Consider the following 22,461-nt stretch of genomic DNA (forward strand, 5'->3'; position numbering starts at 1 on the left):
GGTATGTTATGCCATATCGACCCAAACAAAAGATGGAGCAGACACAATGAATACGAACTTAGCGGATATTTTTGAGGCACAAAATGAAACCGAACGGTGTGATGCGTTATGCCGTTTATACCGGGGGATTTTTTCAAAAGACATAGCCATTGAGGAGATATTTGCAAGGGATTATGTGCAGATAACGGATGGTAAACGAAGTCATTTTAAAGCCTTCTGTGAGCATATTGAGCGGGTTTTGAGCCAGGTTCAATCGCTTCAGATTGATGTTTGTGACGTTTGTCAGCAGGGGGATTTGATTGCCGATCGTCACCGGGTGACGGTGGTTTATCATGATGGTCGCCATGCCGTGATTGAAGTGTTTGCTTTCATGCGGTGCGCTGAAGGGCGGCTCTGTTCACTGGTGGAAAACACGCGGGTGATACAAGGGGATGCGGCGGATCAGTCACTGGCAAGTTGTTGATTGAATTGACGTCATGAGTCATGAATGCCGGTGTGGATAGCTTATTGTCACATTCGTATCCGGTGCCAGCATTGTCTCCGCAATGCGGAGACAATTAAGCTGAACTAATTTGAAAACGCAGCTTTACATCGACGGCCTTTGAAGCGAGGATTTAAGTTACCGGGGACAGGCGGCTGTATTCTGGTTTGGAACAGGTATGTTGTGCGCCTGCATCGACAAATCTGAACTTTTCGTCGTGAAAATTCCTCTTTTGTATCGTGGTTTTATTGGGTGATTTAAAAGTAAAGTATTCCTCGTTCCCACGCTCCGCGTGGGAATGCATACAGAATACAAACATTATTTACAAAAATTGATCTCACATTAATTATGAAATGTTCAATAGAAACATCATTTACTTTTTGGCTTGAGTTGTATTCTTGATGGCTCTGTGAGCCGTGGTGCGTTCCAAAATGGAACAGACCACAGAATTCGTAAATATGCCCCCAATCCTCACCAGACACGCCTTTTCTGTCAGCGCCTTGAGTTTTTCTACTTTCTGCGCCAGATACGCCAGCTCTTCGACGGTGATTTCGTAGTGCCTGGAATAGCGGACATTGACATAAGCATGTTTAATGCGGTGGAAGCTGCTACGGTGGAATTGGTTATCCGCCGGGAACAGGCGGGCAAAGCGTTCATCTTGTTAGGTGCAGGTGAACAGGTTTCTTAAATTGAAGCACTTTATCGTACATCAAATATTTTCACCAATGTAGCAACGTGTGTGCTGGCTTTTATGACCTATGGTTTTTGCAGAATGGTTTTTACAAATGTAGCCCCGGATCCTGCCGGTTATGCAGAATACGTATAATTTCAACCCGGTCTGTGAGTACACGATAGAAAATGGTGTGGCTTTTGACCGAATGACTGCGTAAATCCTGCAATAAACCGGGCCGTTCCAGGCCGATTGAGGGTTGTTTCATCAGGGTTAAAAAGGCTGATTTGATGGCGTCGATATACTGGTTGGATTTGGTAACCCCCCAGTTATCCACACCAAATTGCCAGATGTGCTTCAAATCCGATTGCGCGACAGGTGCGAGTAACAGTTTCATCATATACATTAATAATCTGAATGAACGCCTGATATCGTTAAATCCTGATATCGTTAAATAAAGCATCGAGCGATTCTTTGGCGTCAATTTCAATCCCTTCGCCCCGGTTCAGCTGTTCCAGCCCCGTGTTTAACTGCTGGCGAAGCTGGGCAACTTTCAGCTCCCGAATCCAGTCTTCATGAGTTTCCATAAAGCGCAGCGCTTCCCGGATCACTTCACTGGCATTATTGTACAAGCCACTTTCAACTTTTGCTTTCACTCGGGCCTCCAGTTCGGGGGTTAATGAAATGTGCATGATGGTTAATCTCCACTGAACAGAACTACTGGGATACTAGTTGGCCTGACAATAATTATCAATCTTTGGATCGGTTGTCAGATGAGGATATAAATCGCGCAGAATGTCTGCAATGGCGTGAATCCTCTGTTGTTTCTGTTCGGGGAGATTTTTTCTGAGGGGTATCGTATTACGGAGGTGGGGCCAGGTAAACGGTTTTATTGCCGGGGTGTTTTGGTTTGCGGGGGATCACGGTTTTTGTTGTAACTGTGGTGTTTGTTGAGTATGAGAATCTTTGATTGATGTTGTTTGTTGTGGTGGATTTTGGCGATGGTGGTGGTTTGGGACGCTGATTGATTTTCTCGATCTTTGAGTTTGAGTGTTTGCTGTCATTCATACCGGTTGTATACCCAAGTGACCTCAAGATGCATGTTCAGCGAGAATGGATTGGTTTCTGATCAAGGCACTGATTTTATGTGTCATGAACTGAGAGAAGTCAGGTCTGCAAATAGTTTTGCTGCGCTTTGGTTCTGACGCATGAACGCGACAATAAATGCCTGATTTGTATGTTTTTCATATCGGAACAACACTTTGTACTTGTTCAGTAAATTGAGCTGTCGATAGTCAAAAATACCAATGCTGGAAAGTTCGGGACAAACCGCTCTTTCCGCAACCAGCTTAATTTTCTCCGTCGTTTCATTAACCAACTGTTCCATCAGCTGATTGAGTTGAGGTTCATCAAGGAAAAGTCGCATGTAGCTTTTTAACAGACGCAGAGACTGAAACCCGGAGCGGGAGATGACCACATCCACTGCGCTTAGAGATGTTTGAGCCGATTTAGTGCATCTTCCGGGGTCATGACTTCGTTTTCACTGATGTCACGTTCGGCAAGGTGAGTGAGTTTCAAAAGCGCAATCACTTCGTCAATTTGTTGTGCCTGTTGTTCAGAATAAATGCGGTACAGGGGTATACCATCTTGTATGATTGTCAATGGCCCATCCTCCAGAGATAAATTATCTGCGTGTTGTTTTAAATAATGGATTGTCTGAGTTTTCATCACATCATCTATCTTTCATCGGGAAGTCGTCCAAAGATAGTGTCTCACTGATGCGCAGACAAGCAAAAAGTTATGTTTATTAATGAATATCCAGTTGTTTTTGTCCGGGACGATATTCGAGTGTTGTCATCATGCCGGTTATCGTACTATGAGGGCATTTTCCGGTAAACGGGGTTTTGGTAGGGAGGTTGTGATTTGCGGGGGATCACGGTTTTTGCTGTAACTGTGGTGTTTGTTGAGTATGAGAATCTTTGATTGATGTTGTTTGTTGTGGTGGATTTTGGCGATGGTGGTGGTTTGGGTAGCCAATACTCAGGATAAAATCAGGGTTAAACATTTGCAGAGTGGTGCAAAACAGGTTGACCTCAAAGACCCGATGCGCACATCTTTATACCCAAACAACCTGAAGATGCAGGTTTCAGTGAGATTTGTCAGGCTCTGAGACAAGGCACTGATTTGAAGACATAGTTATTCTACGTTGAAAATCAGTAACACCGTATCAGAGCCTGACAAACTCACCCGCAGGGCGTGAGCTGAAAGGCACATTTCTGCGTCAAGAGAATTTGAAAGGTGGGTACATTCCTGCATTCCCTTTCCTTGAGCTGCCCCTTTCGGCTGCACGCTGAATCATGCATCTTCAGGTTGCTTGGGTATACACATTATTCTGCCGACTGGTATGAAATAACCGATGACTTACCGCAGTTTTTAAACGGGCGGGACGGAGAAAAGAATGACAGGTGCTTTAAAAATAACGGCTGGCGGGTTGTTTGAACCAGAAAATGGACCGGTGAAAAGAGACCGTTGCCATTTGTGACCGAAGACATTTTTGTAAGGACAGGTTTTGTAAGGACAGGCGTTTAGATGATGCCTGTCTTGATCATTTTCATGTTCATTCACTGATAAGGAGCTCTGATGGAAACAGAAGTTATTTTAGTTCGCTCATTTACCGCCAATGGGCGTGGCGGAAACCCGGCGGGTGTGGTGGTGAATGCACCGCAACTGTCACAGGCGCAAAAGCTGAAAATTGCTCAGATTGTCGGTTATTCAGAAACGGCTTTTGTGACTGTTGATAATGAAGTGGACTGGCAAGTTTCTTTTTTCACGACGACCGGTGAAGTTGATTTTTGTGGTCATGCGACATTGGCTGCGTTTTCTGTCCTGTATCAAAAAGGTCTGATTACGACAGGGAAATATATCCAGCGGACAAGGGCCGGTTTATTGCCTGTTGTGGTCACTTCAGACGGGCAGGTCGTGATGGAGCAACAGTTACCTCAATTTTTGGGAAGCTTTCATGCCCGTGAGGTCTCTGCACTTATCGGAATCGATGCCGGGGTTATTGAAAGTACGCAATTGCCCGTCGAAGCAATTTCGACCGGTTTGCCAGACATGATAATTCCGGTGCCGTTTGGGTATCTGGACCGGATTCAACCCAATCAGTCATTGATTGCTGATTTCTGTCAAAAATATGAACTGGTTGGTCTTCATGTATATGAGTTATACCCGCCAGAGAGTGAACTGACAGCCAGTTGTCGTAATTTTGCCCCTTTGTATGGTATTCCGGAAGAGTCTGCCACCGGGAGTTCGAGTGGTGCGTTAGCCTGTTATCTGTCAAAATATCTGCCTGACGAGAGCACAAGCAGAGAACGTCGGGATTATGTATTCGAACAGGGCCGGGCGATGCAATGTACTTCGAAGATTACGGCTTCTGTTACGTTTCAGAATTCAGAGATTGTGAAAGTAGAAGTCGGTGGACAGGCGCATGAAACGGGTCTCCGGCATATTACTGTTTGACGCATGAACCGTGGCACACCGGTACCACACTTGCAACTGTTAAGTGAGTATGATGTTTGGAGGCGTGTTTTAGGGTGTGATGTCTTGATGCCGTTTCTATCGATGCGATACTGGACTGATATTCATAACCCTTGTACCCACGGTCCTCCGTGGGAATACAGACCGAAAAATACGGTGTCTGTCCCGGCAAGGATATTGTATTCGTTTTGCCGATATTTTCAGGATATTGAAATTGTTCACGCAGTGCGTGGAAAATGCGCTGAACTTATTTAAAAACGCAGCTGTACATCACTCGAATGCTGAAGTGATATCCATGCTTTGATGCAAAATACGGATCACTCTGATTTGGTGGGGTGCGGTTTGCTGATAATAAATTATATGACTGCCCTGAGGGCATTTTCGATAACCCGTCCGGATATAATCACTGGATTTGCCTGATTCCGGGTTGTCGGCGAGCGACTGAAACACAAGATCAAACTGTTTTAAATAAAGGTTGCGTTGTTCCTTTCCCCAGCGGCGTTGTGTAAATCGTGCAATGTCTTTTAAATCGGCTTTCGCTTTGACAGTAAGAAGAAATGGTTTCATCATTCTGCTTCATGATCGAGTTCATCGATGAAATCATCCAGATCATAATCAGTGTCGCCGCTTTGTTCACCTTCAATTAATAGTTGTCGCAATGTGTTCATTTTCGTTTCCTGAGTTTCAAGTAAACGCAGACCTGCGCGGATGACTTCACTTGCCGAGCCGTAGCGGCCACTTTGGACCTGACTGGCAATAAAATTGTCAAAATGTTCACCTAAAGTCACACTGGTATTTTTACCCATATGTATTTCCTTACGAATACCAATAAATACCTGATTATGGTATTCGTGCGGGAGATCTGCAAGAACGGGCCTGGTCATTCCCCAATCCTCACCAGACACACCGCTTCCGTCAGCGCCTTGAGTTTTTCTACTTCCTGCGCCAGATAAGCCAGCTCTTCGACGGTGATTTCGTAGTGCTCGGAATAGAGGGCATCGACATAAGCACGTTTAAGGCGGCCACCCGCCAGTTTCCACAGCTTAAGGTTTTCTACCAGCTTCATGCAGTTGACGATGACCAGAATATCGTAATCGCTGATATAACCATTGGCCGGGGCTGTTATTTTCTGAATGATTTGCCTGTTTTCTCAGACAGTTCCAACCCTTTTTCGGTCAGCCGGTATTGCTGCAACCGACTGTTTGGCTTATCCGGAATGGTCATTTCAATCAACCCGTCCGCTAGCGCTGGTTTCAGATAACGTTCACGGAATGACTTTCGATCTTTGAGTTTGAGCGCCTGCTGTAATTCATCCCGGTTGTAGACGGTTCCGGGGTGAACCATGACTTTGAGCAGGGCGATGACTTGGGGGGTGACTTGAGGGGTGACTTGGGGGGTGTGATGTGTTGATGCCGTTTCTGTTGTTTCCAAAATAATTTGTAGCATCAACTCGATAAAGGGAGCGGAATCGGATTGTTTTGAACTCTGATTAATGGCTTGATAATACGCACTCTGATATTCATAGACCATACTCTCCACTGGCAGCTGAGCCAGCAGTGGATTCCACTGGCTGAGGATCAATGTTTGCCACAGACGCCCTGTACGACCATTTCCATCCGCAAATGGATGGATAAATTCGAATTCGTAATGGAATACTGAGCTGGTAATTAAAGGGTGTTGTTCCGTGGTGGCAAGCCAGTTCAGTAAGTCTGCCATTAAGTATTTCACCCGGTTTGCCGGTGGTGCCATATGAACAACCGTTTTGCCATTCATCACCCCCACATTACCGTGGCGGTAGTGACCAGCATCATCAATTAAGCCTGCCATCAGGTATTGGTGTGCTTTCAGAAGATGTTGTTCATTCGTTGGCTGCCAGCGCTCAAAATGTTCATATGCCTGTATTGCATTCCGGACTTCCTGGACTTCTTTGGGGGGCGCAATGACCCGCTTTCCTTCAAGAATGGCCGTGATTTGTGCCTCACTCAATGTATTCCCTTCAATGGCCAGAGACCCCTGAATGGTACGGATACGATTGATACGGCGCAGCCGAAGGTTTTTTTCTTCTTCCAGCACCGATAAACGGCCCAGTTGTTCACTGATTTCTGAAATCAGCCGGATGATAGTTGGCGTTATCGTAAACGGTGGTTCGTTGATGGCACTCATATTATCCATTCCGTTGTATCCTTGATGGCTCTGTGAGCCGTGGTGCGTTCCAAAATGGAACATACCACGGAATTCTTAAACATGCCCCCCAATCCTCACCAGACACACCGCTTCCGTCAGTGCTTTGAGTTTTTCTACTTCCTGCGCCAGATACGCCAGTTCTTCGACGGTGATTTCGTAGTGCTCGGAATAGCGGGCATCGACATAAGCGCGTTTAAGGCGGTGGAAGCTGCGGCGGTGGAATTGGTTTTCCGCCGGGAACAAGCTGGCAAAGCGTTCATCCTGTTGGGCGCAGAAGTGACGCAGCTTTTCGATATCGTGGGTTTTGGGCAGATAGTTCGTGCAGACTAACAAGGTGCAGGCGAAGAAGCGTTCTGTTGCCTGATGAAGTTCAAAGGCTGCTTTGTTTATCCAGTTACGTTTGATGTGATCCTGATAAGTGATGAAAAATTGCTCGCCGCTTTCAAACCATCGTGAGAAATGCTTTTGTCCAATTTGTTGTATCTCTTCCGGCGTCAAATCTCCCGGTACGGCCAATTCAAGATGATCGGCACTGTAGAGCTCAACCCCTTCTTCGCGGATATCTTTAAAGAAATACTGGCCTTCCTGCAGCCAGCGGTTCACTTCGTCAAACGTATGCACAATCACCCCGACCGGGATTTTCTCAATCCGCCGCCGGATCCGGTCATCCGCCAGATGCCACAGCTTGAGATTATCCACCAGCTCCATCTTATTGACGATCACCAGAATATCGTAATCGCTGATATAGCCGTTGGCCGGGTCATACATCCACGCGGGTTTGCCTTGCGGCGAGCCGGGGCGGGCATAGCTGCCGAACAGGATAATTTTCTGAATTTTAAAGCCGGACTGTTTACCGCTTTTCCCGGCGACAAATTCATCCACCACATTGCGCAAAATGTCCGCGATGGCATGAATATCCTGTTGTTTGTGCTCGGGAAGATGATCAAGTGTCGTTTTCATAAGCGGTATCCTACTACGGTGAAATCTTCCGGTAAACGGGGTTTTCGCCGGGGTGTGGGGATTTGCGGGGGATCACAGTATTTGGTGAAAATTTTGTGTTGATAAAGTATGAGAACGTTTGATTGATGTTGTGATTGTGGTGGATTTTGGCGGGGGTTTGGGACACAGGTGAACAGGTTTCTGAAATTGAAGCACTTTATCGCGCATCAAATCATTTCACGAATGTTTATTTTATGTCTGCCCTGATAAAGATAAAGATACAGATAAGCTTGACAATCACCTCCCCCAAAATGTAACCAAAATGTCGTCTGAGTATTAGGGAAAGTGAAACTGATTCGGTATGATAAGCGGCAATATTTCCACTGACTCACAGAATCAAACAAACACGATGGCACAAACACCAGCAAAGCAAGTTTCTAAAAAACCAGCACCGAAGAAAACCAAGCCGAAAAAAGGCTTTGAAGAATCCCTGTGGGACACCGCCAACCAACTGCGCGGCAGTGTTGAATCCTCTGAATACAAACACGTGGTATTAAGCCTGGTGTTTCTCAAATTTATCAGCGATAAATTTATCAAACGTCGTCAGCAAATGATTGATAAAGGGGAAGATGCCTTTCTTGAGATGAAAGAATTCTACCAGCAGGACAACATTTTCTACCTGCCGGAAGCCACCCGTTGGTCCTATATTCAGGAACGTGCCAAGCAGGATGATATCGCCGTGCTGATTGATACCGCGCTGAGCACGATTGAAAAAAATAACCCCAGCCTGAAAGGGGCGTTGCCGGATAACTACTTTACCCGTCAGGATCTGGAAGTGAAAAAGCTCGCCTCGCTGATCGACACGATTGAAAACATCGATACGCTGGCGGATGAATGCGACCTCAGCGAAGAAGATTTAGTCGGCCGGGTGTATGAATACTTCCTCGGCAAATTTGCCGCGACGGAAGGCAAAGGCGGCGGCGAATTCTATACGCCCAAATGCGTCGTCACCTTGCTGGCGGAGATGCTCGAACCCTATCAGGGGAAAATTTACGACCCTTGCTGCGGCAGTGGCGGGATGTTTGTTCAGTCGCTTAAATTTGTCGAAAGCCATCAGGGGCGCAGTAAAGACATTGCCATCTACGGGCAGGAGCTGACCGCCACCACCTATAAACTGGCGAAAATGAACCTCGCGATCCGTGGTTTATCCGGCAATCTGGGCGAACGCCCGGCGGATACCTTCTTCGCCGATCAGCACCCGGATCTCAAAGCCGATTTTATTATGGCCAACCCGCCGTTTAACCTCAAAAACTGGCGCAGCGACAACGAACTCACCGACGACCCGCGCTTTGCGGGCTTTACCACCCCGCCCACCGGCAACGCCAACTACGGCTGGATTCTGCACATGCTTTCCAAGCTCAGTGAAGCCGGTACTGCCGGGTTTGTGCTTGCCAATGGCTCGATGAGTTCTAACACTTCCGGCGAAGGCAAAATTCGCCAGAAGCTGATTGATGATGATCGCGTTGAGTGCATGATCGCGCTGCCGGGGCAGTTGTTCTATACCACGCAAATTCCGGTCTGTTTATGGTTTTTGAGCAAAGATAAATCCGCCAACCCCGTCAAAGGCTACCGTGATCGCCAGCAGGAAACCCTGTTTATCGATGCCCGCGAGATGGGCAGCATGATTGACCGGGTGCATAAAGAACTGACCGCTGACGATATCGCCCTGATTGCCGATACCTACCACGCCTGGCGCAGCGATGCCGATGAACTGAAAGCACGGATTGCACGCGGCGAAGGCAAGGTTGAAGCCTACGAAGATCAGGCCGGATTCTGTAAATCCGCCACCCTTGAGGACATCAAAGCCAACGATTATGTGCTTACGCCGGGCCGCTATGTCGGCGCTGCCGCGATTGAAGACGACGGCATCCCGTTTGAAACCAAAATGCGTGACCTGTCGCAAACCCTCTACAGACAAATGAATCAGGCCGAAGCATTGGATCAGGCGATTCGGGGGAATCTGGAGGCGCTGGGTTATGGGGAGTGAGTCGATAAATACTTCAACTTTAGATGAAATGTGTGAATTAATAGTTGATTGCCCACATTTTACTCCAAAATGGACTGATGCTGGTGTTGTTGTATTAAGAAACCAGAACATCAGAAATGGAGAATTGGATCTATCTTCCCCAAGTTTTACCGATGAAGCTGGTTATCAAAGTCGGATAAAGCGAGCTGTTCCTAAAGCTGGAGATATTGTTATTACACGTGAAGCACCTATGGGTGAAGTATGTATTATTCCTGAAAACTTGAAGTGTTGTTTGGGGCAAAGGCAGGTTCTACTTCGCCCAAAGAGTGATGTTTCAAGTGAATATTTATATTGGGCACTTCAATCCCCTTTTGTTAAACATCAAATATCTTGGAATGAAGGAACAGGGACAACTGTAAGCAATATCCGTATTCCTGTCTTAAAAGCATTCACAATTCCAAGATGGGGTAAACAAGAAATTGCTCTTTCGAAACCACTATCAAATTTAGCTGATAAAATCACCCTGAACCGCCAAATCAACCAAACCCTCGAACAGATGGCGCAAACCCTGTTTCAATCCTGGTTTGTCGATTTTGACCCGGTGTTCGATAACGCGCTCGACGCGGGCACACCGATTCCCGCCGCCCTTGAACCCCGTGCCGAGCGTCGCCGGGCGGTGCGGGCTGAATCCGGGTTTACCCCGCTGCCGGACGAGATTCGCCGCTTATTTCCCAGTGCGTTTGTTGAGAGCCCTGATCCTTCGGTCGGATTATTCGGCTGGGTGCCGGAAGGGTGGGAGGTTTCGCGCTTAGATAATATTTTAGAATTAGCTTATGGCAAGGCTCTTAAGAAATCAGAACGTATAGAGGGACATTTTCATGTTTATGGTTCGGGAGGCATTGCTGGTACTCATAGTAATTATTTAGTCGAGGGACCGGGAATTATTGTCGGGCGCAAAGGTACTGTCGGCTCTCTTTATTGGGAAAATGGAAACTTCTTCCCTATCGATACAGTGTTCTACATCAAACCTAAGTTAACTTATTCTCTTATTTATTGTTTTTATTTGCTCCAAACTTTGGGTTTAGACCGAATGAATACAGACGCTGCTGTGCCTGGTTTAAATCGAAATAATGTATATCGTTTAGAGTGTGTTGTTCCAGTACAGAAAGTTTTGGACATTTTTACAGAAATACTCAAGTCATACAGAGATAAAATTGATTCATGCAACAGTGAAATTATTTCTCTCACTAAACTTCGAGACACCTTGCTCCCCAAATTGATCTCCGGCGAATTACGGCTTGATTCTCCGGAAGTGGCACAGGCGCAAGCCTTGGTGAGTGAAACTGTTGGGTAGGTGAGATCAACCCCATCTCACTTGCTCAACACCAGATCAATAGCAACAAGATAAACAGACACAACAGATAACCATCACAACAGATTCGGGAAACGTCAGGATGAGCAACACATTTACCGAAGCAAAATTAGAACAGGCGATCATTGAACTCCTCGGCGAGCAGGGCTATCCGCATTTGCCCGGCGCTGATGTGGTACGGGCAGATGAAAGCGACGTCTTGATCGAAAGCGACTTGCGCGACTACCTGCGCCAACGCTATCAGCCAGAAGGGATCACGGCGGGGGAAATCGACGCCATTGTGCGCCAGTTACGCACCCTGCCCGCCAGTGACCTCTACACCAGCAACAAGACCTTCTGCCAGTGGCTGAGTAACGGCTTTTTACTCAAACGCGAAGACCGCAACCAGAAAGACCTGTATATCGAACTGATCGACACCCGCCATCTGCCGGCCGCGCTGACGGCATTATTTGCCGAACCTGCTTCCGACAACGCAACCGCGAAGACCGCAACCCAAGACAGAAAAGTTGCAGAAGCCTCGGTGAGTTATTTGCCCCAGCCGGACAGCAACCGCTACTGCGTGGTCAATCAGCTTAAAATCGAAGGCGTCGATGGGCAGGATCGCATTCCCGATGCGATTTTATATCTCAACGGTCTGCCGTTGGTGGTGTTCGAATTTAAAAGTGCGGTGCGCGAGAATGACGCCACCCTGTATGACGCCTGGCAGCAGATTGGCATTCGCTACCGGCGCGATATTCCGCAACTGTTCGTGTATAACGCGCTGTGTATTCTCAGTGACGGCGTGAATAACAAAATGGGCAACCTGTTTGCGCCGTACGACTTCTTCTATGCGTGGCGCAAAATCACCGGCTTTGAATCGACCGAAAAAGACGGCATTGACGGCCTGTATACCCTGCTGTCGGGCCTGTTCCATCCGGTGCGCCTGCTCGATGTGGTGAAAAACTTTATCTATTTCCCCGATAGTTCACGTAAAGAAGAAAAAATCTGTTGCCGTTATCCGCAGTATTACGCCGCCCGCAAGCTCTATTTCAATATCAAACAGCAACGCAAACCCCAAGGCAACGGAAAAGGCGGGACCTATTTTGGCGCGACCGGCTGCGGTAAAAGCTACACCATGCTGTTCCTCGCCCGCCTGCTGATGAAAAGTGTCGATTTCGCCAGCCCGACGATTGTGCTGATCACTGACCGTAACGATCTCGATGATCAGCTTGCTAAACAGTTCTGTGCCGCCACCGGTTATATCGGTGACGACACCATTATTTCGGTCACCAGCCGTCAGGACTTGCGCGACAAACTGCAAGGGATTAAAAGCGGCGGGGTGTTCCTCTCCACCATTCATAAATTTACCGAAGATATCGAGCTGCTGTCTGAACGCAACAATATCATCTGTATCTCCGATGAGGCGCACCGCTCACAGGTCAATCTCGATAAAAAAGTGGTGATCAAATACCGCGATGGGGTGGCGGTGGATAAACGGGAAACTTACGGCTTTGCCAAATACCTGCACGATTCCTTGCCCAATGCCACCTATGTCGGCTTTACCGGCACGCCGATTGACGCCACGCTGGATGTGTTCGGTGACCCGGTAGACAGCTACACCATGACCGAAGCGGTCAACGATGACATCACGGTGCGGATTGTGTACGAAGGCCGCGCGGCGCGCGTGATCCTCGACAGCAGCAAGCTTCAGGAAGTGGAGCAATACTATCAGGACTGTGAAGCTGCGGGAGCCAGTGAATACCAGATTGAAGAGAGCAAAAAAGCCACCGCCAATATGAATGCGATTCTTGGCGACCCGGATCGGCTGGCGGCGTTAGCAGCGGATTTTGTTGACCATTACGAAAACCGGGTGGCGGAAGGCTCAACCGTCAAAGGCAAGGCGATGTTTGTCTGTGCCAGCCGCGAGATTGCCTACGATTTCTATCGGCAGGTTGAGGCGCTGCGTCCGCAGTGGTTTGAGAAAAAGCAGGCCGTCGATGGCGCAATGCTGACAGAGTCAGACCAGAAAGAGTTGATGCCGCTGGCGATGGTGCAAATGGTCATGACCCGTGGTAAAGATGATGAAGCAACCCTCTATCAGACCCTCGGCACCAAAGAGCACCGCAAAGCGCTGGATCAGCAGTTTAAGAACCCGAAATCCAATTTCAAAATCGCGATTGTGGTGGACATGTGGCTGACCGGGTTTGATGTGCCGGAGCTGGATACCATTTATATCGATAAGCCGCTGCAACGTCACAATCTGATTCAGACCATTTCCCGCGTTAACCGCAAATTTGCCGGCAAAGACAAAGGGTTGGTGGTGGATTATATCGGCATCAAATCGCGGATGAATCAGGCGCTGGCGATGTATTCTAAAGCGGACAAAACCAATTTTGAGGATATTCGCCTGTCGGTGATTGAAGTGAAAAATCACCTCGATCTGCTCGGGCAGATGTTCCACAGGTTCGATACCCGGCCTTATTTTAGCGGCGAACCCCGCGCACAACTGGACTGCCTCAATCAGGCGGCGGAATTCATTCTGCAAACCAAAAAAGGCGAAAACCGCTTTATGGGATTGGTGAAACGGCTCAAAGCGGCGTATGACGTCTGCTGTGGCAGTGACGACCTGTCGCAGGACGAGCGGGATCGTATCCACTTTTATATCGCAGTGCGATCCATCATCTTCAAACTGACGCAGGGCGACGCCCCGGACACGGCGCAGATGAATCAAAAAGTGCGCGAGCTGGTGGCGGAAGCGCTTAAATCCGACGGGGTGGAAGAGATCTTTTCCCTCGGCAAGCAAAAGGCCGACACCATCGATATTTTCGATGACGATTATCTGGCACGCATCAATAAGATCAAACTGCCCAACACCAAGATTCAACTGTTGCAAAAGTTACTGGCAAAAGCCATCAGCGAGTTTAAAAAGGTCAATCAGCTGCAGGGGATTAACTTCTCCAAACGCTTTGAAGCCTTGGTCGAACAGTACAACGAGCGGCGCGAAAATGATGTGTTAAATGGGGAAGAGTTTGACACCTTCTCGCAGGAAATGACGGACATCCTCTTCGATATGGCTCAGGAAATGGGTTCATTTGAAGCGATGGGGATTGATCTCGAAGAAAAAGCTTTTCTCGATATTTTGATGTATATGCGCCAGAAATACGAATTCACTTACGATGACGACAAGATGCTCAAACTCGCACAAGAGATGAAAGTGATCGTCGATAACGTTGCCCAATACCCGGACTGGGCAAGCCGGGATGATATTAAAGCCAAACTCAAAGTGGATTTGATTTTACTCTTGCACAAATACGGCTTCCCGCCGGTGGCAAACGATGATGTTTATCAGAGTGTGCTGGAACAGGCGGAGAATTATAAGAAGAATAAACAGGATAGTTAAAAATAATGATGACAAAAGAAGAACAGGATGCCCTGAATATTCTTGAATATTGGCACAAAATTGAGTTTTTCAACTCAGCAGAGCTAGGTGATATTTCCAACGAAAAAAATGGTGCGATTCATTATCAGGGACAGGATTTATTTGATAAACCGGATTGCTTACCCTGGATCAATAGGCAATATATTCGCCGCGCGGGTGAGAAGTATATGCCCGGTGAAGCTTATTCGTTCAAAGTGTATTTAGGGTTGTTTTTACGGGCTGAAATATTTGAAGCCGGAAAGCAATATTTGCCTGATTACGAGGAGATGTTTCCAGAAAGTAAGCAGAAAAAGCAGGATGAAGGGTTGACCTGCTCCGTGATCCTACACGTCGACCAATATGGCAATATTGAACTGGATAAGACAGAAGTCTCGACCGCTCCCTGGGCGATTGGCAAAACACAACATAAGCGGCTGCATGAGCTTAAAATTGAAGCGTTTGACGACCAAAGCCAAAGGTTATGTGAGCATTTTGAAGAAATTTGTACCGTTGCCGATAACATTAAAGAGGAACATCAGTTTCCCAAAGTATTGACGACTTACGAGTTGATTGAAATGACTAATTTCATTAGTGAGTGGGCTCAGTTCCAACCCGTATTAAAGAAAACTGTTCCCGGAATGATCATTGAGCTTATACCGGATAAGCGAAACAAATCGGAGTATAAGCCGGATATCCCCGATTTAACGTATTTGTCGCTGCCCGATTTATCTGATTTAGCAAAACGTATCGAAGATGAAAATGTCCGGACATCGGAACAGACTCAGGCAAATCAGGCCAATAAAGCGCCGAAAGAATCGGTATTCAGTCAACCTAAGATTTCCATTTTAAATAGTTTTTATATCCGTGATATTGAGTTCATTATCGGACAGTTGAAAAAAGGAAAAATCGACGCCAATTCTGCGTTAGCGACGTATCTCAGCCATGTTCCTGCCAGAGAAAAGGATCTGTTGTCAAAAGTAGGACAGAAACTCATTCGTCAGCATTTATCGCTGGATATGACACCGAAAGGACGCTGGTTAGGAGATGATGAACACAGAATGAGTTTAATGCAGCAGTTTGCGATTAATACGCTGTATCAAGAACTCGATGGGCAGGGTGTTTATTCGGTCAATGGGCCTCCGGGAACCGGTAAAACCACGATGCTGCGCGATATTATCGCCAATAATTTGGTTGAACGGGCAAGGGTTATCGCTGGTTTTTCATCGGTTAAAGAATCCGTTTCAGAGCACCGGAAGATAGAAATCGGCGACAGTTATATTGAAATTCCAGTCTTAAATCCAGCTTTAACAGGATATGACATGGTGGTGGTGTCCAGTAACAATACCGCTGTTGAAAATATCACCAAAGAATTGCCTCAATCCAAAGCGCTAGGTGAGGAATATCAATCTGCTGAATACTTTAAAACCGCAGCGCAAAAGCTCGCCGCTGAGCATCAGTACGACTCAAAAGGTAAGAAAAAACCCAGACTGAAGGCACTAGCGTCCGATGAAGATTGTTGGGGGCTAATAGCCGCCGCTATTGGTAATCAGACCAACCGAAACAAGGTCCGAGAGCGCCTGTTTTTCCGCAAACCTTGCGAAATGGATATTCAAGGTGGAGCTGAAGGCTATCAGACTTTGTTTGAGTCCATTAACGCACAAGCGAAAACTATTCCCGATCTCAAGAAAGCATTCCATGATGCACAACAGGCATTTAAACAGGCTGAAAGCGAATTGGAGCAATGCTTTTCAGAGCTTGGGGTCTTGCAAAAAATTCACTCGAAACAAGGGTATTTAGCACGCTCCGAAAGGAAGCTGGCGAATCTTGAATACCGTTGTTTAAAGCTGGATGTCTTTATGACCCGTCTGCAACAAAAGAAACAGCCCTTATTTGATCTGTTATTTCCTAAATTCTGGAAGCAACGCGCTATCTTGAAGAAAATGACGATGCGTCTTGATGAGTTTCAGAAAAAGAAACGATTGATGATGAGAAAAATCGAAACGTTTAAACAGGAATTGGAGCGAGACATCGTACAGGCTCAATCGTTTTGTCACAAGTACCGCGATGCCGTGTTTGATGACGGTGAAGTGGATTTAGAAATCGCGGAGATTCAACGAACCGCTTTTGGCCACTGTAGAGAACTCAACCAAAAACGGGCAGCGTTGACGGATAAAACAATTGCGTTGCATCAGACTTGGTTGGTTGCGGCTTATAAACATTTTAATTTGGGTAATAAAAGTGTGGTTTTTTACATGCATAACGCACTGACTAATGGGATTAAAAAGCCGGAAGACAGCCAGGTGTTATGGCAGTGGCTGTTTATGTTTATCCCGGTGGTATCGTTGACTTTTGCATCTGTAGAGCGTCAATTTTCTAAATTCGGGCAGAATCAGATCTCGTGGTTATTTATTGATGAAGCGGGTCAGGCTTCCCCGCAGCAGGCAGTTGGCGCGTTGTACCGTTCGAAGCGGGCAGTTGTTGTCGGCGACCCGTTGCAAATTGAGCCGGTGTTTACCATTCCGCCGGAATTTGTCGATGGTTTCGCCAGAGAAAGTCTGGGTGAAGATGAATGGAAAATTTGGTCTCCAACCAAGACATCAGTACAAAAGCTTGCTGACCGGATCAATCGCTATGGGACGGAGATGATCTCAAAAGGTGAGTGGTTGGGAAGTCCTTTACGGGTGCACCGACGTTGTGATGAGCCGATGTTTAGTATTTCGAACAAAATTGCCTACAACGAAAAAATGTTCCACGGCAATGAAAATCCAGAAGGCAAACCGCATCCGGTTTGGGGAAACAGTTGCTGGGTTGATATTTCCGGAGACGTGGATGGGAAGCACTATGTGGCAGAACAGGGGCAGAGTGTTGCCCGGATGATACATCTGTATTATCAGCAGACACGCCAGTTACCTGATGTCTATATTATTTCTCCATTTCGTAAAGTGGCGTATAGAACCAGAGAAGAAATATTTGATTACCTTTGTGGTCAGGGGCTGAAGAGCGCTGTTGTTGCTAAGTGGCTAACCGGACGTACCGGTACCGTTCATACATTTCAGGGAAAAGAAGAAAAAGCGGTTATTTTTGTGTTAGGAGTCTCGGAGGCAACCAAAGGTTCTGCCAACTGGGCCTCAGGAAAACCGAATATTCTTAATGTTGCGGTGACTCGGGCGAAAAAACAGGTTTATGTTGTCGGGTCGAAACAGGTTTGGTCTGGGCTGAATCATTTTTGTGTTGCGAATGAGTTATTGAGTTCCGGCGATGAATTTATGAGTCATTTGCAATTAACTTGTGAGGCTGAACAAGAGCTACTGTTTGCGGAAAGTTGATGAGTGGAAATTCACCAGAAATCATGAATAAGGAGAATTTTGAATGACAAAGGCAGTTGATTTCATCAAGCTTTTATCTGAGCGCGATGAACTGCAATGGTTATATGACGATGTCGTGAGTACCATTCGACAAGGGTTGGTTGAGGAAGCTAATTCTCAAGACCCGGATAAATTTGAGCTGATTGATGTCTCTGTCCTTATTGAAAGAAAGCAGATTCTCACTGATTCATAACATTTAAACTGGACCTCACCTCAATGACAATGAACCAAGGATTACGCTTAGAAATACATCAGAACCTTGTAAGACTGAAGCACAATATTCCTGATGAACAGCCGCCAGATAACGTTCAACTTTATACAGATCATGATATTCATATGGAGGCGGGTGATATTCTTTTCTCACGAAGCAACGCTTTCACAAGCGGCTTTATTTGCTTCTTTACTAAGAGTGACTGGAGTCATGTTGCAATTGCAATCAGCAGTCATTGTGTTTTAGAAGCCACTACAGAAAAGGGTGTTGACGATATTTCTCTGGAAGAGTTCTTGGGTAATAATCACTCAGTGATTTTATTCCGGCGCCCCCAGGAAGATGCGCTCTCAGCAGATCAGAAAGAAAAGCTGCAAGAGTTTGTGTCATCGATGAAAGGGAAAGAGTACACCGTTATGCATGCTGGATTGACAGTTTTTCATAAATTCATTTTGTTTTTGGTGAGTGCAGCTGCTTTATATCCCCCAGTTTTCGATTTATTCATCGATCCTCAACAAGTCAGTCTGGCTAAATTTGTTGCATGGATCGTGTGGAGTTTATGTTGTGGCTTATGGGGCGGGGTTTTTATTCGGTGCTTACGTAGCCAACGGGGTGTTGCTATGACAGAAAGAATCTATTGTAAAACAAGATTGGGACGAGCTGTGGTCAAAAAGAAATACGACATGTTTTGTTCAAGGTTGGTTTTACGAGCCGATCTAGATATCGGAGGGCCGCTTGCTGCGCTCACTCCGGGAGAAATGGAAGTTCACCCTGAACATCTCTTCAAGGCATGCGATAAGCTATGGGGTAAACCCATTCTGATAAAAAATGCTCAATTGAATAATCGTAAAACAAAGTCGTAGCTGAAAGATTGAACAACGAGGCAGTATGGCAAACATTGGCAAAAGTATGCGCATTTTTTTCGCAGATGGCAGTCCGGCAGGGCTGCGACAAGTGGAGGTCGGTAATTGGTCGGGGCTGGCGTTAGCTTGCCCACGGACGCGGTTTTCTGAGTTGGTTGACTGGCCGGAATCTCAACGCCCCGGCGTGTATTTTTTACTGGAGAAAGCTTCCGGTGAAGAAGGAAATCAGGTGTATATCGGTGAGTCTGAAAATATCCTCAAACGGCTGGCGAGTCATGATCGGGATCGGGAATTCTGGAATGAAGTGATTATCTTCACCAGCAAGGATGAAAACCTGACTAAATCGCATATCAAATACCTTGAGGCGAGGCTGATAGAACTGACCCAATCAGCAGCGCGTTATACGCTAGAGAATGGTAATAATGCGACGAAATCGTGCCTGCCACGCGCTGATAGGTCAGATATGGAAGGATATATCGATTTCATTCAACTGGTACTTGGCAGTTTGGGACACAAGTTGTTAGAGCCCATCTCAAAAATTTCGGTCGAGACAAAAAATGATGTTGACTCTGTCTCGCAATATGAACTGTCTTTTGAAGTCAATAAACTGACTGCAACAGGTCGGATGGTAGATGATGGTTTTCTGTTACTTAAAGGATCTCTGGTAGTAGAAAAGTCTTCTCAGAGTATGCCCGGTAAAGTGCGACACATTAAACAAACATGGATTGAGAACGGTACGCTTAAAAGTGAAGGAAATGGATATTTACTGACACAGGATAAACTCTTGAGCTCATCTTCTTATGCCGCTTCATTTGTCGCTGGTAGTAGTCGAAGCGGTCCGCAAAGTTGGAAAACTTCGGCAGGGGAAAACCTCAAAGATTTGGAAGCAAGGCTGTTGGGGCAATCTTGAAATGTATCAGGGGTAGGTACTCATGTTACTGAAACCACAAAACGCATTCGCGCACCAACCTGAACCAAATCAGTTTGGTATACTGCAATTTCCAACCGCGAGTCGCCGAGTACGGAACCACAAATGACCCTCGAACATTACACCGATAAATTCAGCCGCCTGAATATGGACACCAAAGGCACTCATAAACGGCCGCACAAGGTGTGCATGTTGCTGGCGGTGATGGAGCTGATTGAACTCGGGGTGATTGCCACCAACCGGATTGAATTTAATGCTGCCTTGAAAGACCGTTTCACCCATTACTTTAACCAGCGACGGCGTGATAACGACAGAGATACCCCGGAAAACCCGTTTTATCATCTGAAAAGTGAGGGCTTCTGGCATCTGGCTTATCAGTCCGGTGTCAATCCGGCTTCGGTTACGGGCTATTCAAAGAAAAATGTTTCCCATGCCTTTCTTGATGATGCGCTGTTCACCTTCATGCAAAGCGCGATTACCCGTAACGATCTCAAAGATGCCTTGAATCAGAATCTGTCTGATCTGGCATTTCTATATCGCCAGTGGCTGCTGGATACCGGCCGCTCCCCGGAAACGGTAGACATTTATTGCCAGGTGATTGAAAACGACTTGCCGCTTTGGTTACAGCAACAGCAACTGAGCGATGTTCCGGTGGTGGAAATCAAATCCTTCCGGGAGTTTCATCAGCTGGCAATGAAAATCAATATGGCTGAACCAAAGCAGGTGAAAGACTCCCGTACACACGGGCTGTTTTCCGAAGTGGTCGAATCTTATCTTGGTTTCCTGAAAGATTTCACCCAGGTCGATCTGCAACAGGATATCAATCAGATTATGGATGACCCACGGCTGACGCCCACCGAAAAGGAAATCCTGGTCAAGACCCGGATGGGGCAGGGCACCTATCGCCGGCAGTTGATTGACTTATGGCACGGCTGCGCCGTGACCGGGTATTGCAATACACAAATGCTGGTGGCGTCGCATATCAAACCGTGGCGGGCATCAACACCGGATGAAAAGCTCGATAAATACAACGGCCTGCTGTTGGTGGCCAATCTGGATAAGGCGTTTGATCTGGGCTTCATCTCTTTTGACGAAAAAGGCCGGGTGATGATTGCCAGTGTTCTGGAATCCCCGGATGTGTTGGGTATTGAGGAAAATATGTCGGTGAGTTTACTCCCCGCGCACCAAAATTATCTCGGCTATCACCGGGCGGAATTGTTTAAGGGGCGTTAACCTATCCGCCCCTGAAAAGTATCATTCCCTAACTCACTTCACTTCTCAATCCAGCTCCTCATCATTTGGAGACGAACAGAAATCCGTTATGATTGCATTAAAATTTTCTTTCCCGACAGTGACCGGATCAAATGTGGTTCGCACCAACCCCGACCTCCACTGATTCCCCAAACATCCCCGCATGCAGTGTTCAAACGAGCAGATAGGCCAGCTTTTGTTTTTTCATCAAGCGAATCCCGGATTCAAACAGACAGAGATACAAAGAACAAACCGTCACGACGACGGTTTGAAGCTTTTCAGGACAGGAAGTCCTTAAAAGCTGGTTCTGACCAGCGCGTTGTGAACTCAATAAAAAAGGAATTTTTGGTCCGTTTTTGTTCCTTCAAAAATAGCCTTGGCCGCGTTCGCTGAAGTGAAAAAAATCGATGCAGGCAGGCGCGGACGAAACCCGATCCGGACTCAGGTTTGATCGCCTTATATAACAACAGTCCCACTTTGATCCGAAAGGCAGGACCTGCCTGCCATTGCAGTGACCTGATGAGGTGGGGCCATCATGCCGCTACTTCTCTCCCCGCAGAAAAAATGCAGAAAATACAAATTAAAAGCCACCGTCCCAATTAATCTGTGGTTTTTGCCTTGGAGTGGCTTTGACTTGTATCAGAAACGCATCTTTACGCCGAAGTTGGTGGTTGTCAGATCCACGTCTTCCATCGATAAGTACTGTAGACCGAGGTTGACTGAAAGCGGCTCTGAAATTTGGTATTCCCACCCGGCACGAATGACATAACCGAAACCATCATCATCCACTAATTTGCTTGAATCATGCGTAAGTTCAACGTTGTTGTAGTTCAGCCCAAGGGAGCCGTAGAGTCGGTGATTCTGAAACAGATTTAAGTAAGTGACTGCACTGACAGAGGCTGCGGTATAGTCTAACTTCGCATCTTCTTTCGTTGCTGAGCCTATTGTTGAAGTTTTAATACTGCTTCCGTCCCCGGTGTGTAAACCGAAGCTGATCCCCAGATAGGGCATCAGGCTTCTTTCGTAGTACAGTGAGCCCGTCCAGGATACATCTGTTGAATCATCACCTGATGCTTTGTCGTATTTTAACGAGCCCAGTCCAACTTCTGCACCGATCGCATTGCCTTGGGCATTTGTTTGTGCACTTGTTGCCATCACAATTAGCATCATGCTTAGAATTACATTTTTTTTCATTGGGTTACCTCTGTTCAATGACTAAACCATCTGTTGGTGTGGTTAT

General features: G+C 46.7%; 21 protein-coding genes. 11 read left to right on the forward strand and 10 right to left on the reverse strand.

Annotation, left to right across the window (positions count from 1 at the left end; translation table 11 throughout):
• Positions 1 to 46 precede the first annotated feature (46 nt).
• Together OC443_RS05535 and OC443_RS05540 are read left to right on the forward strand one after the other, a co-directional pair.
• A complete protein-coding gene (locus tag OC443_RS05535) occupies positions 47 to 463 on the forward strand; it encodes a nuclear transport factor 2 family protein (protein WP_073582622.1) in 417 nt (138 codons plus the stop codon).
• A gap of 427 nt (positions 464 to 890) precedes the next feature.
• The gene (locus OC443_RS05540; protein WP_143169303.1) at positions 891 to 1,169 is read left to right on the forward strand and encodes a hypothetical protein; all 279 of its coding nucleotides are present in this window, start codon (positions 891 to 893) and stop codon (positions 1,167 to 1,169) included.
• Positions 1,170 to 1,260: 91 nt separating this feature from the next.
• On the opposite strand, the gene OC443_RS05545 is transcribed toward OC443_RS05540, so the two are convergent.
• From OC443_RS05545 to OC443_RS05560, 4 genes are all read right to left on the reverse strand, one after another.
• Entirely contained in the window at positions 1,261 to 1,551 is a 291-nt protein-coding gene (locus OC443_RS05545; RefSeq protein ID WP_200796916.1) for a type II toxin-antitoxin system RelE/ParE family toxin, read from the reverse strand.
• A 34-nt stretch (positions 1,552 to 1,585) separates the two neighbouring features.
• A complete protein-coding gene (locus OC443_RS05550; protein WP_073582626.1) occupies positions 1,586 to 1,843 on the reverse strand; it encodes a type II toxin-antitoxin system ParD family antitoxin in 258 nt (85 codons plus the stop codon).
• 458 nt (positions 1,844 to 2,301) lie between these two features.
• On the reverse strand, positions 2,302 to 2,628 hold the full coding sequence (locus OC443_RS05555; protein WP_143169304.1) for a hypothetical protein: 327 nt from the start codon (positions 2,626 to 2,628) through the stop codon (positions 2,302 to 2,304).
• An 11-nt stretch (positions 2,629 to 2,639) separates the two neighbouring features.
• Positions 2,640 to 2,882: a type II toxin-antitoxin system Phd/YefM family antitoxin gene (locus tag OC443_RS05560; RefSeq protein WP_200796917.1), complete on the reverse strand. Its 243-nt coding sequence runs from the start codon at positions 2,880 to 2,882 to the stop codon at positions 2,640 to 2,642.
• A gap of 909 nt (positions 2,883 to 3,791) precedes the next feature.
• Between OC443_RS05560 and OC443_RS05565 the strand changes: the two genes are divergently transcribed.
• Positions 3,792 to 4,670: a PhzF family phenazine biosynthesis protein gene (locus OC443_RS05565; RefSeq protein WP_073582632.1), complete on the forward strand. Its 879-nt coding sequence runs from the start codon at positions 3,792 to 3,794 to the stop codon at positions 4,668 to 4,670.
• 288 nt (positions 4,671 to 4,958) lie between these two features.
• Here OC443_RS05565 and OC443_RS05570 read toward each other — a convergent pair whose 3' ends face one another.
• The 5 genes from OC443_RS05570 to OC443_RS05590 form a co-directional block, all read right to left on the reverse strand.
• Positions 4,959 to 5,255, reverse strand: a complete 297-nt coding sequence (locus OC443_RS05570; protein WP_073582752.1) for a type II toxin-antitoxin system RelE/ParE family toxin — start codon at positions 5,253 to 5,255, stop codon at positions 4,959 to 4,961.
• Positions 5,255 to 5,494, reverse strand: a complete 240-nt coding sequence (locus tag OC443_RS05575) for a type II toxin-antitoxin system ParD family antitoxin (RefSeq protein WP_073582754.1) — start codon at positions 5,492 to 5,494, stop codon at positions 5,255 to 5,257. The genes OC443_RS05570 and OC443_RS05575 overlap by 1 nt, the downstream gene beginning before the upstream one ends.
• Positions 5,495 to 5,568: 74 nt before the next feature.
• Positions 5,569 to 5,754: a hypothetical protein gene (locus OC443_RS05580; RefSeq protein WP_073582634.1), complete on the reverse strand. Its 186-nt coding sequence runs from the start codon at positions 5,752 to 5,754 to the stop codon at positions 5,569 to 5,571.
• Positions 5,755 to 5,810: 56 nt separating this feature from the next.
• Positions 5,811 to 6,860, reverse strand: coding sequence for a Fic family protein (locus OC443_RS05585; protein WP_370738748.1), 1,050 nt, complete (start codon positions 6,858 to 6,860; stop codon positions 5,811 to 5,813).
• A gap of 66 nt (positions 6,861 to 6,926) precedes the next feature.
• Positions 6,927 to 7,832, reverse strand: coding sequence for a HEPN domain-containing protein (locus OC443_RS05590; protein ID WP_073582636.1), 906 nt, complete (start codon positions 7,830 to 7,832; stop codon positions 6,927 to 6,929).
• Positions 7,833 to 8,220: 388 nt separating this feature from the next.
• On the opposite strand from OC443_RS05590, the gene OC443_RS05595 reads away from it, so the two are divergent.
• The 8 genes from OC443_RS05595 to OC443_RS05630 all read left to right on the forward strand — a co-directional run bounded on the left by OC443_RS05595 (position 8,221) and on the right by OC443_RS05630 (position 21,203).
• The gene (locus OC443_RS05595; protein WP_073582638.1) at positions 8,221 to 9,858 is read left to right on the forward strand and encodes a type I restriction-modification system subunit M; all 1,638 of its coding nucleotides are present in this window, start codon (positions 8,221 to 8,223) and stop codon (positions 9,856 to 9,858) included.
• On the forward strand, positions 9,848 to 11,191 hold the full coding sequence (locus tag OC443_RS05600; RefSeq protein WP_073582640.1) for a restriction endonuclease subunit S: 1,344 nt from the start codon (positions 9,848 to 9,850) through the stop codon (positions 11,189 to 11,191). The genes OC443_RS05595 and OC443_RS05600 overlap by 11 nt, the downstream gene beginning before the upstream one ends.
• A gap of 100 nt (positions 11,192 to 11,291) precedes the next feature.
• Positions 11,292 to 14,588: a type I restriction endonuclease subunit R gene (locus tag OC443_RS05605; RefSeq protein WP_073582642.1), complete on the forward strand. Its 3,297-nt coding sequence runs from the start codon at positions 11,292 to 11,294 to the stop codon at positions 14,586 to 14,588.
• A 5-nt stretch (positions 14,589 to 14,593) separates the two neighbouring features.
• Positions 14,594 to 17,932 (forward strand): DEAD/DEAH box helicase, encoded by a 3,339-nt coding sequence (locus tag OC443_RS05610; RefSeq protein WP_234976374.1) that lies wholly within the window; start codon positions 14,594 to 14,596, stop codon positions 17,930 to 17,932.
• A 43-nt stretch (positions 17,933 to 17,975) separates the two neighbouring features.
• Positions 17,976 to 18,164 carry a hypothetical protein gene (locus OC443_RS05615; protein ID WP_073582644.1) on the forward strand — a complete coding sequence of 63 codons (189 nt, stop codon included), beginning with the start codon at positions 17,976 to 17,978 and terminating at the stop codon, positions 18,162 to 18,164.
• Positions 18,165 to 18,187: 23 nt separating this feature from the next.
• Entirely contained in the window at positions 18,188 to 19,042 is an 855-nt protein-coding gene (locus OC443_RS05620; protein ID WP_073582646.1) for a YiiX/YebB-like N1pC/P60 family cysteine hydrolase, read from the forward strand.
• A gap of 46 nt (positions 19,043 to 19,088) precedes the next feature.
• On the forward strand, positions 19,089 to 19,952 hold the full coding sequence (locus OC443_RS05625) for a GIY-YIG nuclease family protein (RefSeq protein WP_262021646.1): 864 nt from the start codon (positions 19,089 to 19,091) through the stop codon (positions 19,950 to 19,952).
• 123 nt (positions 19,953 to 20,075) lie between these two features.
• Positions 20,076 to 21,203, forward strand: coding sequence for an HNH endonuclease (locus tag OC443_RS05630; protein ID WP_073582650.1), 1,128 nt, complete (start codon positions 20,076 to 20,078; stop codon positions 21,201 to 21,203).
• A 657-nt stretch (positions 21,204 to 21,860) separates the two neighbouring features.
• On the opposite strand, the gene OC443_RS05635 is transcribed toward OC443_RS05630, so the two are convergent.
• Positions 21,861 to 22,391, reverse strand: a complete 531-nt coding sequence (locus OC443_RS05635) for a porin family protein (protein WP_159440327.1) — start codon at positions 22,389 to 22,391, stop codon at positions 21,861 to 21,863.
• Between the last annotated feature and the right edge of the window lie 70 nt (positions 22,392 to 22,461).

Origin of the sequence: Vibrio quintilis (assembly GCF_024529975.1) — a bacterium.
Taxonomy (GTDB): domain Bacteria; phylum Pseudomonadota; class Gammaproteobacteria; order Enterobacterales; family Vibrionaceae; genus Vibrio; species Vibrio quintilis.

What these genes read in the sequence shown, in the direction of transcription:
- OC443_RS05535 (WP_073582622.1), top strand. Translation starts at nt 47, where the DNA reads ATGAATACGAACTTAGCGGATATTTTTGAGGCACAAAATGAAACCGAA.
- OC443_RS05545 (WP_200796916.1), bottom strand. Translation starts at nt 1,551, where the DNA reads ATGATGAAACTGTTACTCGCACCTGTCGCGCAATCGGATTTGAAGCAC.
- OC443_RS05550 (WP_073582626.1), bottom strand. Translation starts at nt 1,843, where the DNA reads ATGCACATTTCATTAACCCCCGAACTGGAGGCCCGAGTGAAAGCAAAA.
- OC443_RS05565 (WP_073582632.1), top strand. Translation starts at nt 3,792, where the DNA reads ATGGAAACAGAAGTTATTTTAGTTCGCTCATTTACCGCCAATGGGCGT.
- OC443_RS05570 (WP_073582752.1), bottom strand. Translation starts at nt 5,255, where the DNA reads ATGAAACCATTTCTTCTTACTGTCAAAGCGAAAGCCGATTTAAAAGAC.
- OC443_RS05575 (WP_073582754.1), bottom strand. Translation starts at nt 5,494, where the DNA reads ATGGGTAAAAATACCAGTGTGACTTTAGGTGAACATTTTGACAATTTT.
- OC443_RS05580 (WP_073582634.1), bottom strand. Translation starts at nt 5,754, where the DNA reads ATGAAGCTGGTAGAAAACCTTAAGCTGTGGAAACTGGCGGGTGGCCGC.
- OC443_RS05585 (WP_370738748.1), bottom strand. Translation starts at nt 6,860, where the DNA reads ATGGATAATATGAGTGCCATCAACGAACCACCGTTTACGATAACGCCA.
- OC443_RS05590 (WP_073582636.1), bottom strand. Translation starts at nt 7,832, where the DNA reads ATGAAAACGACACTTGATCATCTTCCCGAGCACAAACAACAGGATATT.
- OC443_RS05595 (WP_073582638.1), top strand. Translation starts at nt 8,221, where the DNA reads ATGGCACAAACACCAGCAAAGCAAGTTTCTAAAAAACCAGCACCGAAG.
- OC443_RS05600 (WP_073582640.1), top strand. Translation starts at nt 9,848, where the DNA reads ATGGGGAGTGAGTCGATAAATACTTCAACTTTAGATGAAATGTGTGAA.
- OC443_RS05605 (WP_073582642.1), top strand. Translation starts at nt 11,292, where the DNA reads ATGAGCAACACATTTACCGAAGCAAAATTAGAACAGGCGATCATTGAA.
- OC443_RS05610 (WP_234976374.1), top strand. Translation starts at nt 14,594, where the DNA reads ATGATGACAAAAGAAGAACAGGATGCCCTGAATATTCTTGAATATTGG.
- OC443_RS05615 (WP_073582644.1), top strand. Translation starts at nt 17,976, where the DNA reads ATGACAAAGGCAGTTGATTTCATCAAGCTTTTATCTGAGCGCGATGAA.
- OC443_RS05620 (WP_073582646.1), top strand. Translation starts at nt 18,188, where the DNA reads ATGACAATGAACCAAGGATTACGCTTAGAAATACATCAGAACCTTGTA.
- OC443_RS05625 (WP_262021646.1), top strand. Translation starts at nt 19,089, where the DNA reads ATGCGCATTTTTTTCGCAGATGGCAGTCCGGCAGGGCTGCGACAAGTG.
- OC443_RS05630 (WP_073582650.1), top strand. Translation starts at nt 20,076, where the DNA reads ATGACCCTCGAACATTACACCGATAAATTCAGCCGCCTGAATATGGAC.
- OC443_RS05635 (WP_159440327.1), bottom strand. Translation starts at nt 22,391, where the DNA reads ATGATGCTAATTGTGATGGCAACAAGTGCACAAACAAATGCCCAAGGC.